This window comes from Mesorhizobium sp. M0633, from assembly GCF_040320645.1.
Taxonomy (GTDB): Bacteria; Pseudomonadota; Alphaproteobacteria; order Rhizobiales; family Rhizobiaceae; genus Mesorhizobium.
In genome coordinates this window covers 156,982-170,691 of record NZ_JAMYQC010000011.1, presented here as the reverse complement: position 1 = coordinate 170,691, position 13,710 = coordinate 156,982, and the positions used below count along the sequence as shown (strand labels likewise).

The window sequence follows — 13,710 nt, the reverse complement described above, 5'->3', positions numbered from 1 at the left end:
ACCCAGCCAGCAGGCATGAAGTGTATTGGTGCGCCTTGGCGCACCAATACGACTGCTGCAACGCAAAAAAGATCACCAGGACCGCCGGAACGGAAAGGCTTTCAAGGCATTGTAGTTGATCACAATCGCCGCAGGAGGCATCCATGGGACGTGGCATTTTGCTCTGGCTTCTCGGAGTCCCAATTCCGATCATTATTCTGATCATGCTGTTCGCACGGTAGGGAGGCTTCGATGCAGTCCACCGTAACAGCTGTCGACGTTTCCGCCCCGACGGAATCCGCTTCCACTGCTGTCAGCTGGGGGCCAATCGTCGCCGGCGCCTTTGCTGCGTCAACGCTTACCTTCATCTTGATGCTGCTCGGCTCCGGGCTTGGGCTGAGCATGGTGTCGCCATGGTCCGGCTCGGGTGCGTCAGTCACCACTTTCGCCGTTTCCACCGCCGTCTGGCTGATCGTCGTGCAGTGGCTGTCGTCGGCCCTGGGCGGCTACCTCGCCGGACGCCTGCGCACCAAATGGGTCGGCATCCACACCGATGAAGTCTTCTTCCGCGATACCGCTCACGGCTTCCTGGCCTGGGCGCTGGCGACGCTGCTCGTCGCCGGCGTGCTCGGCACGGCGCTTTCGGCCGCGATAGGTACCGGTGTCCAGGCTGCTTCGACTGTGGCATCGGGCGCGGCAATGGGCGCTTCGGCAGGTGCTGCTGCAAACGCGGGTAGCGCCTCGACTGACAACGCCACATCGTATTTCGTCGATACGCTGTTCCGCCCGGCCGATCCGGCAAGGCTCGCTGCCGCCAATCCGGAGAGCGACGCTGCGGCAACGGCGCAGGCATCGCGCATTCTAATCGCGAGTGCCACAGCAGGCGAAATATCGGCCGACGACAAGACCTATCTGTCGCGGCTGGTGGCCGCCCGCACAGGCCTGTCCGAAGCGGATGCCACCGCTCGCGTCGATACGGTAATCGCCAGAGCGCAGGACGCCAAGGTCAAGGCCCAGCAGGCGGCCGACACCGCCAGAAAGGCAGGCGCCACCTTCTCGCTGATTGGCGCGCTGTCGCTGGTCGTCGGGGCCTTCATTGCCAGCGCGGCTGCAGCACTTGGCGGCAGGCAGCGCGACGACGAGGAAGCGATTTTCCTGACCAATCGTTGATCGGTGACTAAGTGAACTCGGTCCGCTTCGGGAAGATTACGCCCGAAGGGGACGTTGCTTTGAACTGCCGCCGCGGCATTGTCGTGCGCTGCTCGCCGCCTACAGCTCAGCTTCCAGTTTGCGGCCGAGATCGACCGCATCGCGCAGCACGGCAAGGTGCGAGCGCGGCTGTACGCCGGCCGGCGCGTTGACCTCGACGCCGCTCGCCGTCAGCGACCAGTAGAGCCTGTGCGTGAAGACGCGGCCGCCCGAGCCGCGCAGCTCGACCTGGATGTTTTCCACGCCGGGACCAAAATTTTCCGTCATCCGCCCTGAAATCGGGTCGCCGGTCAGCCAGCCATTGCCCCTGTCGAAAATATTGGTCCAGCGCGTCGCGGCAAACACCGCGCCATGATGCACCGCCCGCTGCGGCTTGCCGGAATGGCTGCGCCCTTCCTGGTAGAGCATGGTCCCGCCCGCCGCCCTGTCGGCGATCGGCGGGCATGCCGAAAACAGGCGCTCGGCGATGCCGCGCCTGAATTCGGCGAGGTTGTAGGTCACCAGAAACTCGCTGTGGGTCAGCGGACTGCCGAGCGTGACGAAATCGCTGATCTTCCACGGCAGCGGATGATCGGCGTCGCCGACGCGAAGCTGCCGGTAGAGCTCCCATTGGCTGCGCCGGAATGCGGGGAGGTCATCGAGGCTGTCGGGCCAAGCGGAGGCATCGGCGGCCAGCGTCGCCTTGTCGACGGCGTGGATCGCCTTCAGCCTCGCTTTGTCGCGAATGGCTTCCAACTTTCTAGGCCTGAAATCGGCCCACAATATCTGCAACAGATCATAGGCGATGATCGACCCGAGGCTGTGCGAGACCAGCACGATGCGGTCATAGGCATCGTCCATCATGAGACGCTTCAGCAGCTTGAGGCCACGCTCGCGGACCAGCGCCCGCTTCTCGACCGTTGCCGCTTCGGCCCGCACATAGGCGGCGACGTCGCCGAAATAAGGCAAGCCAAACTGGTCCACCGACCAGATGACGAACGACGCCAGAACCGTGACAAGCACACCGGTCGTCCAGGAGATGTAGCCTTGCCAGGTCGACGTTGCGAGCGCCAGCGCCGCGCCGAGGACGACGATGGTGGCCAAAAGCGTGACGACATAGAGTTTGAGCACATCGCGCGGAATATCGGCCGGCTTCCGCCAGAGCAGGGTCGTCACCCAGGCAGCAAGGCGGCTTCGGGTCGTGCCCTGGGTGATGTCGGCCCAGTAAAGCTCGTAGAAATCGGTGCGGCGGCCATCGACATCATAGGGCGTGGTGATCCGGCGGAGTTCGTGCGAATTGGTCCGGCTGTCCGGCGTGATCCAGCTCTGGTTGATCTTCGCACCCATCGGGTCGGCCGGATCGGGGACATGGGCATAGAACGGTGCACGGGCCGGATCGTGGCTCCATACGGCCTGGACAAATTCCCTCAACGTGTCCATGGGCCGCTGCTCGCCCATGCCGTGCACGACCACTACCGCCTGGCTGCGCTTGCGTGGCGCCTTCTCTGCTGCGGTCAGATCGGCGGCCGGCGATGCAGCAGAACCAGGGTCGGGCACCAGCACCTCCACGATGACGCCGTTAGCAAGACAACGGGTCGGCATCGTAGCTTCAGAACCGGTAACAGCCAAGAAAAAGCCCGGCGCGGAGCCGGGCTGTATTCGACGATCGGCAGTGAGTTGGCAGCGACGCCGTTTCAGTGATCCATCGCTTTGACGATCTCCTCGGTCATCTTCTTGGCGTCGCCGAGCAGCATCATGGTGCCGTCCTTGTAGAACAGCGTGTTGTCGATGCCGGCATAGCCGGAGCCGAGCGAGCGCTTGACGAACAAGCAAGTGCGCGCCTTGTCGACGTCGAGGATTGGCATGCCGTAGATAGGTGAGGACTTGTCGTCACGAGCCGAGGGATTGGTGACGTCATTGGCCCCGATGACATAGGCGACGTCGGCCTGCGCGAACTCAGAGTTGATGTCCTCCAGCTCGAACACTTCGTCATAAGGCACGTTGGCTTCGGCCAAGAGCACGTTCATGTGGCCGGGCATGCGGCCGGCAACCGGGTGGATGGCGTATTTGACGTCGACGCCGTTGGCCTTGAGCTTGTCGGCCATCTCGCGCAGCGCGTGCTGCGCCTGGGCGACGGCCATGCCGTAGCCCGGCACGATGATGACCTTTTGAGCATTCATCATCAGATAGGCGGCATCCTCGGCCGAGCCCTGCTTGACCGTGCGCTCGATGCCGTCGTTGGCAATGGCTGATGTCTCGCCGCCGAAGCCGCCGAGGATGACCGAGATGAAGCTCCGGTTCATGCCTTTGCACATGATGTAAGACAGGATGGCGCCCGACGAGCCGACCAGCGCGCCGGTGATGATCAGCGCCAGATTGCCGAGCGTGAAGCCCAGGGCGGCCGCGGCCCAGCCCGAATAGGAATTCAGCATCGACACGACCACCGGCATATCGGCGCCACCGATCGGGATGATGAGAAGCACACCCAGCACCAGCGAGGCGGCAACGATCAGCCAGAACACCACCTTGGACTCGGCGGTGACGAGCAGCACGATCAGCACGATCAGCGCAATTCCCAGGGCCGCGTTGATGAAGTGGCGGCCACCGATCATGATCGGCTTGCCCGACATGCGGCCGTCGAGCTTCAAAAAGGCGATGACCGAGCCGGTGAAGGTGATGGCACCTATGGCAACGCCGAGGCTCATCTCGATCAGTGCCTGGGCATGAATATCGGCGACGGTGCCGATGCCGAAGCTTTCCGGTGCATAGATGGCGGCGGCCGCCACCATGACCGCGGCAAGACCGACCAGCGAGTGGAAGGCGGCGACCAGCTGCGGCATCGAGGTCATGGCAATGCGCCGTGCCGTGACCGCACCGGCCGAGCCGCCTATCAGCAGCCCGAGCACTATGAGGCCGAAGCGCCCGGCCGAAGGGGTCGCCAGCGCCAGCGTCGTGGCGATGGCGATGCCCATGCCGATCATGCCGTACATGTTGCCCTGGCGGCTGGTGGTCGGATGCGACAGGCCGCGCAATGCCAGGATGAACAGGATGCCGGAGACCAGATAGAGAAAGGAGGCGAAGTTGGCGTTCATAGCGGCCTACTTTTCCTTCTTCTTGTACATGGCCAGCATGCGCTGGGTGACGAGGAAACCGCCGAAGATGTTGACCGATACCAGCATCAGCGCAACGAAGCCGAAGCCGGTGGCAAGCCCTGAGGCCGAGATGCCGACGGCCAGCAGCGCGCCGACGACGATGACGGAGGAAATGGCGTTGGTGACCGCCATCAGCGGCGTGTGCAGTGCCGGCGTGACGGACCACACGACGTAGTAGCCGACGAAGATCGCCAGGACAAAGATGGCGAAGCGAAAGACGAAGGGATCGATGGCACCGCCGGACAGCGCGTGAGCGGCGTCACCCGCCGCCTCGGTGCCGGGCGCGGCCGCCAGGTTCTGCACCGCGAGCCGCACGGCAGCTGTCGCCTGGTCGAGCTGGTCGAGGGCTTTCTGCAGAGTCTGATCCATCACGCGATCCCTCCGGTGGTCTTGGGCTTCCTCGAAGCGGCCGTTTTCTTCGCAGCCGGCTTCGCCGAAGCCTCGGCAACCATCGTCCTGGCCGGAATGGCCGGTGGTTCGACATATTGGCCCTTTGGCGGCTCCTGCTCAGCCTTTGCGAAAGCCGGATGCACGATCTTGCCAGCATCGGTCAGCATCGTCGCCTTGACCAGTTCGTCGTCGTGGTTGATGGCAAGCGTCTTCGCCGCCTTGTCGACCAGCGTCTCGAGGAAGGCATAGAGGTTCCTGGCATAGAGAAGCGAAGCGGAGGCGGCGACGCGACCGGGAACGTTGAGATGGCCGACGATCTTTACCCCGTTGGCCGTGGTCACCACCTTGCCGGCTTCGGCGCCCTCGACATTGCCGCCGCGCTCGACCGCGAGGTCGACGATCACAGAGCCGGGTTTCATCGAGGCGACCATCGCCGCCGAGACCAGCTTCGGCGCCGGACGGCCGGGGATCAGCGCCGTGGTGATGACGATGTCCTGCTTGGCGATGTGCTCGGCGGTCAGCGCCGCCTGCTTGGCCTGGTATTCCTTCGACATTTCCTTGGCGTAGCCGCCGGCTGTCTCGGCCGCCTTGAACTCCTCGTCCTCGACGGCCAGGAATTTTGCGCCGAGCGAGGCGACCTGCTCCTTGGCGGCCGGGCGCACGTCGGTGGCGGTGACCACGGCGCCGAGGCGGCGCGCGGTGGCGATGGCCTGCAGACCGGCGACGCCGACGCCCATGACGAACGCCTTCGCTGCCGGTACGGTGCCGGCCGCCGTCATCATCATCGGTAACGCCCGGTCATATTCGGCAGCCGCGTCGATCACCGCCTGATAGCCGGCGAGGTTGGCCTGGCTGGATAGAACGTCCATCGACTGGGCGCGGGTGATGCGCGGCATGAACTCCATGGAGAAGGCAGTAACACCGGCCTTGGCAAGGGCAGCGACGGCAGCGTCGTTGCCGTAGGGATCCATGATCGCGATGATAGCGGCGCCGGACTTGTAGCCCTTCAGCTCGGCGTCCATGGGCCGGCGCACCTTCAGCACGACATCGGCCTTGGCAGCATCGCCGACCTTGCCGATCGCGGCGCCCACCCGGGCGAACTCCTGGTCGGGAATGCGCGACGCTGTGCCGGCGCCGGTTTCGACAATCACGTCGAAACCCAGTGCCGCCAGCCGCTTCACCGTGTCGGGGGAGGCCCCGACGCGCGGCTCGTTTGCGTCGAGCTCACGAGGGATGAAAACCGTCTGTCCCACCGCATGATCCTTTCGGCCGGAACCCTGTTACCGCAAGACACCGACCGACCCCGGCGGCGCCTTCGACAAAGGTTGGAGGAGTTATCGGAGAATAAAGGCGCCGATGGCCAGGATCAGCACGAACAGGATAGTCCCCGAGAAGAAGCCGCCCACAAAGAAGCCGAACGCCATGGCAAGAAGCACGGCGGCGCAAAATAGCGACCCATATTTGGCCAGCATCACAAAGCCGGCATAGGTGCGGTCGTGCTCGGCATAGTCCATCTTCGCGCCTAGTTCGACAGGACCGGTCGGCGTGTGTTCAGCCATTGGAATACCCCTTCGAAGACATCTTTCAGGCACATAGCGAAAAGCCGCGTTAAGGGCAATGGCGCTATTGCCGCATCGCCGCAGCCAACAATCTCAAGCAAAACTTGAAATCGCTGCGCGAAGCGCGGCGATACCAATCCCAATGGATGGCAGGTCCGCTACTGCCGATGTCGTTAGCCGGCGAGATGCGGGAACAGACCGAGCAGGCCGACAACGATCAGATAAAGGGCGACGATATAATTGAGCAGCCGCGGCATCACCAGGATCAGCACGCCTGCAATCAGCGAGATAAGCGGGGTAAGGGCGAGCGTGGAAATGGTCATATCGGTTCCTTTGATCGGATCGCTATCGAAGCGATGCTTGGCGGATGCCGGCCATGCCGACCTACCACCAGCACCCTTGCCCAGAACGCCGAAGCGACCGGAAGGCTCCATGGGCTCGTTCAGGCGGCTTCGCGAAAATACTTGGCGGTGGGCAGGATGGTCAGCGGGGCGAGTTCGCCGGCACCGGGCGTATCGAACAACATGCGCTGCTCCATCGGCGTCGAACGGAAAAACGGAAAGCGAGCGTAGGTTTCATTCTTGATCGCCAGGACATCGGCTTGATAAAGCAGCGCGAAACAGTTGATCACGCCGGCATAGGGCCGCGCATCGCCAATCGGTCGCGCCCGATAGATGCGCTTGTAGAAAGCCGCATGGTCCTCGCGGATCATGGATATGCAATAAGGCGCGCCGAAATGGAAGCAAGCCATGCCCGCAAGGCGCAGCGTCACATACGGGATCTGCGGGTAAAGCCGTGACCATTCGGCGTCCACGGCAAAACGGCTCGGGTCGATAAAGACTTCGCCGGCCGCCAGACGCGGCATCAACAAGTCCTTGTAGACGCTGAGCGCTGGTGATGTGGCGTTATCAGCAGACACGTTATGCAGGCGCATTGTGCTGACCAGCCGCCCCTCGATGTAGATTCCGAACGTATGGCAATTGGGCAGTTCGTCAAACTCGTCATGGACCTGACGGGACGCATTCTCGGGCACCAGATCGTTCATCCGATAGGAATTGTAGCGCAGCCTGTAAATGCTTTCGAAGTCCTCGCCGCTTTCACAGCGTCGGTACTCCGTCCGGTCAAGCAGCGCATAAACATGTTGCGCGAAGCTGGACATGGTCTCGGACGCATCTTTCCCACCAGCGCCCGCCGCATGGCCGAGCGAACTCAACTGGGCACACATGAACTCTATTCCCCGCGATTACCGCCACCAGCCGACACTACGGACGGGTCATGAGATGTAAAGATGAAAATAAGTAGGAGCTCGTTTACCGCTCGTTAAGGTTAACAATTAATAAAATTATACTAAAATACGCGGTTTTTCAGCGCGAAGTCAGCGCCGCGGCGCCTTCCTTGCCGTCTGGATGTCCTTGGCGAAGGGCCAGACGGTGCTCGACATCGTCTCGATGCCGGACGCGCTGAGTGCCGAGCCGAACAGAAAGCCCTGGACCAGGTCCGGCTTGACCTGCAATGCCAGGATCTTGAGCTGTTCGAAGGTCTCGACACCTTCGACGGTAACCGAAAGTCCCAGCGGCCGTGACAGGTTGACGATGCCCTTGAGCAATTCGAGCGACCGGCTGTTCTGAGTGACATCCATCAGGAACGAGCGGTCGATCTTGATTTTGTCGAGCGGCAGTTTGTGGAGATAGCTGAGGCTCGAATATCCGGTACCGAAATCGTCGAGCGCAATGCGCACGCCGAGCCGCTTCAACTCCTCGATATATTGGCGTGTCAGCGACTTGTCGTCGAGCAGCGCCGTCTCGGTGACCTCGATCTCCAGACGTCCGGCGGAGAGACCGGATTCAGCCAGCGCGTCGCGAACCTTCTGGATGACATCACGGTTGCGGAAATCCTTGGCCGAGAGATTGACCGACACGCTGGTCTGGGCCGGCCATTTGGCGCATTCCGTGCAGGCCGCATGCAGGACGAAGGTGCTGATGTCGGAAATAATCCCCATTTCCTCCGCCAGCGGAATAAAGATACCGGGGGAAATCGGCCCGAGATCGGGATGATCCCAGCGGCACAGCGCTTCGCAACTGGCGATACGCATCGTGCTCATCGCCACGATCGGCTGATAGACCACCCGCAATTCGTTGTTTTCCACGGCGCTGCGCAGGTCCGCCTTCATCAGCTGACGGCTGCGGAAGGCAGCATCCATGGAGGCCTCGAACAGCCGCCAACCGTTCTTGCCAAGCTCCTTGGCCTTGTAGAGTGCAAGGTCGGCTTTGACGATCATGGCGTCAACGTCGGTATCCTTGACCCGCGACAGCACCGCGCCGCCGGAGGCCTGGATGCGTAATCCGTGGCCGGCGACATCGACCTCGCCCTGTAGATTGACAAAGATCTCATCAACCTGGCCGGTCAGGTGGCTTTCATCCTCGATGCGCTCGAAGAAGATCATGAACTCGTCGCCGCCGAAGCGGCTGACGGTGATCCCTGGCCCAGCGACTGCCGCCAGCCGCTCGGCAACGGCGTAGATCAATCCGTCGCCGACCGGATGGCCGAGCGTGTCGTTGACGCTCTTGAAATCATCGAGATCGAGCACCACCAGCCCGCAGAGACGCTCGGGATCCCCTGAGGCCATGGCTTCCACCACCAACTCGTGGAAGTAGGCGCGGTTGGGCAGGCCGGTGAGACTGTCGTAGCGCGCCATGAAGCGGATCTTGTCTTCCGCCTCGACCCGGGCGGTCACATCCTCGAAAGTGACGACGCCCAGTTCCTGGCTGCCTTCGCGCGCCGAAAATTCATAGTGCTGGCCGTTGGTGAGCGAGACCAGGACCTTGCGGTCGCGGCCCTCGCGCAACGCACGCGTCAGCTGGGCTTCGATGTAACGGCAATCTTTCGGCGCCAGCATGCCGCCTGCAGCGCCGCGCATCAGCAGACCGTGGATCGAGCGGCCTAGCAGCGCATCGGCCGATTTGAGCGACATCAGGTGCGCGGCTTCGGCATTGGCCACCGCCACCCGGCCGTCGGGACCAAGCATGACAAGGCCATGCGACATGGTGTTGAGCGCGCGGTTGAAACGCTGCGCGATGCGGTTCGCCTTCTTTTCCTCCGACAGGGCGGTAAACAGGACTTCGCGGACGATGTCGGCGAACCGCTTGATCGCAAACAGAAAAGGGGCCGACATCAGACCGAGGATGATGTGGTAGATATCGCCGCGCAGGATAAAGCCAAGCGATATGGGCCATGTGGTGGTTATGATAAAAATCATAACCATGCGCGGCGACCCATAATTGCGGCCGGCAATCGACGTGACCGATGCCAGAGTGACGCAGACAGAGGCTATTTCGGCATAGTTGTCGTGGCTGTCATTTGCCAGATAGATACTGACGAAACAGAACGCGCCAAGCATGAAACCATGCATCGAACCGAAAATTATGTAATCGTTTTCGCGATCATGGGCTTCTTCCCACGTCGTCGGGGAAGGAAGTCGCCCGTATTTTCGGATGTTGCGAAGGCGCAGAGTACCGACAATGATGAGCCCAGCGGCAACTAGAAGATACGCCAAGTCCATGGTCTTCCAATAGACCAGAATGACGAGGAGTGTCTGCGCAACAAGGCCGATCGACAGCGTGAACCCGTCGCGAAACAGCGTTTCCACGAACGGAATGTAAACGTCGACCGGAATCTCGTTTTTTCGTCTCAGATTCACGCCTGGATCCCAACCCTGGGGAACCCAGCAGTGTCACATTGGCCTTAAGAAAGGTTTAGAGCAGCGGTTCGGGCTCTATTGGCGTCCATTGGTGACGCAGCGGAAGCAGGGAAACTACAGTTCAGGTAAACAAGGAGTATCACAGCGCTGAATTATTCGGCGGCTTGAAGTTGCGGCCGCAGCGGCGCCGTCGAGAGGCGGTCGAGCAGACGCTGGCGTTCGCCGGCGGCTTTTTCGGCACTGGCCTGCTTGACGTGGCCAAAGCCGCGGATGAGCGCCGGTACCGAAACAAGCGCGGCAGCAACCTCGATCTTGCCCGGCGCCAGCGCGCCGGCGACAAGCTCCAGGTCGGCTTCATAGAGGGCAAGAAGCTGCCGCTCCATACGCCTCTCGGCGCTGTAGCCGAACAGGTCGAAAGCGGTACCGCGCAGCCCCTTCATCGCCGCCAGCAGGCGGAACCCGTTCATCATCCACGGGCCAAAGCTCGATTTCTTCGGCTTGCCGTCACTGCCGCGCCTGCCCATGATCGGCGGTGCGAGATGGAATTCAAGCTTGCCGTAGCTCTGGAACTGCTTTGCGAGCTCTGCGGCAAAGGAGCCGTCCGTATAAAGCCGCGCCACCTCGTATTCGTCCTTGATCGCCATCAGCTTGAACAGGTTCTTTGCGGCAGCCTCGGTCACCACGGTCGAACCGCGCACAGCATTGGTTTCGGCCTTGCGCAGCGCCGCCAGTCTGTCGGCATAGCGCTTGCCATAGGCGGCGTTCTGATAGGCGGTCAGGAAGGCGACGCGGCGAGCAATTATATCGTCCAGCGTCTCGGCAATGGCGGCATGCTGCGTGGCCTTGCCCGGCTGGGCGAGAAGGCTGCGCACGAAATCCGGCTGGTGGGCGGCGCGGCGGCCCCAGCGAAATGCCGCGATATTCATCGCTACCGCCTCGCCGTTGAGCTCGATCGCCTTTTCGACCGCCTCCGCCGACAGCGGCAAGCCGCCATGCTGGAAGGCGAATCCGAGCATGAACATGTTGGCACCAAGCGAGCTGCCGAACAGCGCGGTGGCGGTGCGGGTGGCGTCGAAGACATGCGTCCTGTCGTCGCCCGCGGCCGTTCTTATCGCTTTCTTCAGCCGCTCGACGGGCAGCGAGAAATCGGCCGAACGGGCGAACTCGCCCGGCATGATCTCGGCAGTGTTGGCGAGGAAGATGGTATGGCCTTCGCGCACCGCGGCCAACACCTTCTTGGCACCCGAAACGACGAGATCGCAGCCGAGCACGAGATCGGCCTTGCCGGCCGATACCCGAATGGCGTGGATGTCGTCCGGCGTGCGGGCGATGCGGACATGGGTGAACACCGAGCCGCCCTTCTGGGCGAGGCCGGCCATGTCGATCATGCCGCAGCCCTTGCCTTCCAAGTGCGCGGCCATGCCGAGCACCGCGCCTATTGTGACGACGCCGGTGCCGCCGACACCGTCGATGATCGCCGCCCAGCCTTGTTCACCGAGCGTAAATTGCGCCGGCGCCGGCACCCCCGCGAGCGGGTCGGCCGCGCCGGCTATGCCTTCGGCTTTCCTGATTTTGGCGCCGTGGACGGTGACGAAGGAGGGGCAGAAACCGTTGACGCACGAGAAGTCCTTGTTGCAACTCGACTGGTCGATCTTGCGCTTGCGGCCGAATTCGGTCTCGACCGGCTGGATCGAGACGCAATTCGACTGCACGCCGCAATCGCCGCAGCCTTCGCAGACCAGCTCGTTGATGAAGATACGCTTGTCGGGATCGGGGAAGGTGCCGCGCTTGCGGCGGCGACGCTTCTCGGCGGCGCAGGTCTGGTCGTAGAGCAGCACCGAGACGCCTTTGACCGAACGCAACTCGCGCTGGACGAGATCGAGGTCGTCGCGGTGATGGATGGTGGCGCCGGCGGGAAATTCCACCTTGCCGGTATATTTGTCCGGCTCGTCGGTGACGATGGCGATGCGCTCCACGCCCTCGGCGCGCACCTGCCTTGCGATCATGTCCACCGTCAGGCCGCCCTCGTGCGGTTGCCCGCCGGTCATCGCGACGGCGTCATTGTAGAGGATCTTGTAGGTGATGTTGGCGTCGGTCGACAGCGCGAAGCGGATCGCCAGCACACCCGAGTGGTTGTAAGTGCCATCGCCCAGATTCTGGAAGATGTGCTCGCGCTTCGAGAACGGCGCCTGGCCGACCCACTGCGCGCCCTCGCCGCCCATGGCGGTGAAGCCGACGGTGTTGCGGTCCATCCACAGCGCCATGAAATGACAGCCGATTCCGGCGGCGGCGAGCGAGCCGTCCGGCACCTTGGTCGAGGAATTGTGTGGGCAGCCGGAGCAGAAGAAGGGCGTGCGCGAGGCGATGTCTGACGTGTCGGCCAGCATCGCCTGGAACTGGCGCAACTTCGCCACCCGCGCGGCGATTTCTTCCGACGGGCCGATCGTTCGCAAAATCCTCTCGCCGAGCGCGATGGCAATATCGTTGGGGTCGAGCGCGCCCTTGGCCGGGAACAGCCAGTCGCCGCGCTCGTCCTTCTTGCCGACGATGATCGGCTGCGTCGCGGTGCCGTAAAGGTTCTCGCGCAGTTGCACCTCGATCAGCGAGCGTTTCTCCTCGACGACGACGATGGTATCGAGGCCGCGAGCAAAGTCGGCGATGTGCTGCAGGTCGAGCGGCCACGGGCAGCCGACCTTGAACAGCCTGATACCGATGCGACTGGCGGCCGCTTCGTCGATGCCGATATCCTCCAGCGCCTGGCGAACATCGAGATAACTCTTGCCGATGGTGACGATGCCAAGCTTGGCGCTGCTGCCGCCCGAATAGACGATCCGGTTCAGCCCATTGGCGTGGATGAAGGCCGAAGCGGCGGCGCGCTTGTGTTCATGCAGCCGCTCCTCCTGGCCGAGCATGTCGATCTCGTTACGGATATTGAGGCCGCCGGGCGGCATGTCGAAGTCCGGCACGATGATGTTCAGCCGTTCGAGCGCGGCATCGACCGAGGCCGTCGATTCGATGTTGTCCTTGACGCATTTGATCGCCGCCCAGGTGCCGGCAAAACGCGACATGGCAAAGCCGTAGAGGCCGTAGTCGATGATCTCCTGGACGCCGGCCGGATTAAGGATCGGCACCATGGTGTCGACGAACAGGAACTCGGTGGCATGCGCGTTGGTCGAGGATTCGGCCATGTGGTCGTCACCCATCAGGGCCAGCACGCCGCCATGTTTCGACGACCCGGCGAGATTGGCGTGGCGGAACACGTCGCCGGAGCGGTCGACGCCCGGACCCTTGCCGTACCAGACCGAAAAAACGCCGTCATGGGTACCCTCGCCCAGCAATTCGGCCTGCTGCGAGCCCCAGCAGGCGGTGGCGGCGAGCTCCTCGTTGAGACCGGGCTGGAAGACGATGTCCGACTGCGCGAGCTGGTTCCTGGCCTTCCACAGCTGCATGTCGAGGCCGCCGAGCGGCGAGCCGCGATAGCCGGAGACGAAACCGGCGGTGTTCAGGCCAGCCCGGCGGTCGCGCTCGCGCTGCATCAGAAGCATGCGGATGACTGCCTGGGCACCCGACAGGAAGATGCGCTCCTTTGCCAGGTCGAACTTGTCGTCGAGCGCGACATTGTGCAGCGTCATCAGGCATTTCCTGTGCGGAGGCCGCGCCTGGTGGTGCGCGGCCAACGTCGGAGTCGAGTGCCCACAGTCTTTCTTCCCTTGCCGGGGAGGTCAAACAAAATCGAAGGTGCCAG

General features: G+C 62.7%; 10 protein-coding genes. 1 reads left to right on the top strand and 9 read right to left on the bottom strand.

The features are described from left to right. Positions 1-231 precede the first annotated feature (231 nt). Positions 232-1,149, top strand: a complete 918-nt coding sequence (locus NKI47_RS14740; protein ID WP_023676264.1) for a hypothetical protein — start codon at positions 232-234, stop codon at positions 1,147-1,149. A gap of 99 nt (positions 1,150-1,248) precedes the next feature. On the opposite strand, the gene NKI47_RS14735 is transcribed toward NKI47_RS14740, so the two are convergent. From NKI47_RS14735 to NKI47_RS14695, 9 genes are all read right to left on the bottom strand, one after another. Further along, positions 1,249-2,769 (bottom strand): hypothetical protein, encoded by a 1,521-nt coding sequence (locus NKI47_RS14735; RefSeq protein ID WP_352591000.1) that lies wholly within the window; start codon positions 2,767-2,769, stop codon positions 1,249-1,251. A gap of 92 nt (positions 2,770-2,861) precedes the next feature. After that, the gene (locus tag NKI47_RS14730) at positions 2,862-4,259 is read right to left on the bottom strand and encodes an NAD(P)(+) transhydrogenase (Re/Si-specific) subunit beta (RefSeq protein WP_352454727.1); all 1,398 of its coding nucleotides are present in this window, start codon (positions 4,257-4,259) and stop codon (positions 2,862-2,864) included. 6 nt (positions 4,260-4,265) lie between these two features. Beyond that, positions 4,266-4,688 (bottom strand): NAD(P) transhydrogenase subunit alpha part 2, encoded by a 423-nt coding sequence (locus tag NKI47_RS14725; protein ID WP_036238371.1) that lies wholly within the window; start codon positions 4,686-4,688, stop codon positions 4,266-4,268. After that, entirely contained in the window at positions 4,688-5,962 is a 1,275-nt protein-coding gene (locus tag NKI47_RS14720) for a Re/Si-specific NAD(P)(+) transhydrogenase subunit alpha (RefSeq protein WP_352568380.1), read from the bottom strand. The genes NKI47_RS14725 and NKI47_RS14720 overlap by 1 nt, the downstream gene beginning before the upstream one ends. Positions 5,963-6,043: 81 nt before the next feature. After that, the gene (locus tag NKI47_RS14715) at positions 6,044-6,268 is read right to left on the bottom strand and encodes an aa3-type cytochrome c oxidase subunit IV (RefSeq protein WP_023676259.1); all 225 of its coding nucleotides are present in this window, start codon (positions 6,266-6,268) and stop codon (positions 6,044-6,046) included. A 173-nt stretch (positions 6,269-6,441) separates the two neighbouring features. Beyond that, positions 6,442-6,591, bottom strand: a complete 150-nt coding sequence (locus tag NKI47_RS14710) for a DUF3096 domain-containing protein (protein WP_013528205.1) — start codon at positions 6,589-6,591, stop codon at positions 6,442-6,444. Positions 6,592-6,710: 119 nt separating this feature from the next. Then, entirely contained in the window at positions 6,711-7,493 is a 783-nt protein-coding gene (locus NKI47_RS14705; protein WP_023676258.1) for an N-acyl amino acid synthase FeeM domain-containing protein, read from the bottom strand. A 150-nt stretch (positions 7,494-7,643) separates the two neighbouring features. Next, positions 7,644-9,965: a putative bifunctional diguanylate cyclase/phosphodiesterase gene (locus tag NKI47_RS14700; protein WP_352452207.1), complete on the bottom strand. Its 2,322-nt coding sequence runs from the start codon at positions 9,963-9,965 to the stop codon at positions 7,644-7,646. Between the two features lie 152 nt (positions 9,966-10,117). After that, entirely contained in the window at positions 10,118-13,597 is a 3,480-nt protein-coding gene (locus tag NKI47_RS14695; protein WP_352590995.1) for an indolepyruvate ferredoxin oxidoreductase family protein, read from the bottom strand. Positions 13,598-13,710: the final 113 nt, after the last annotated feature.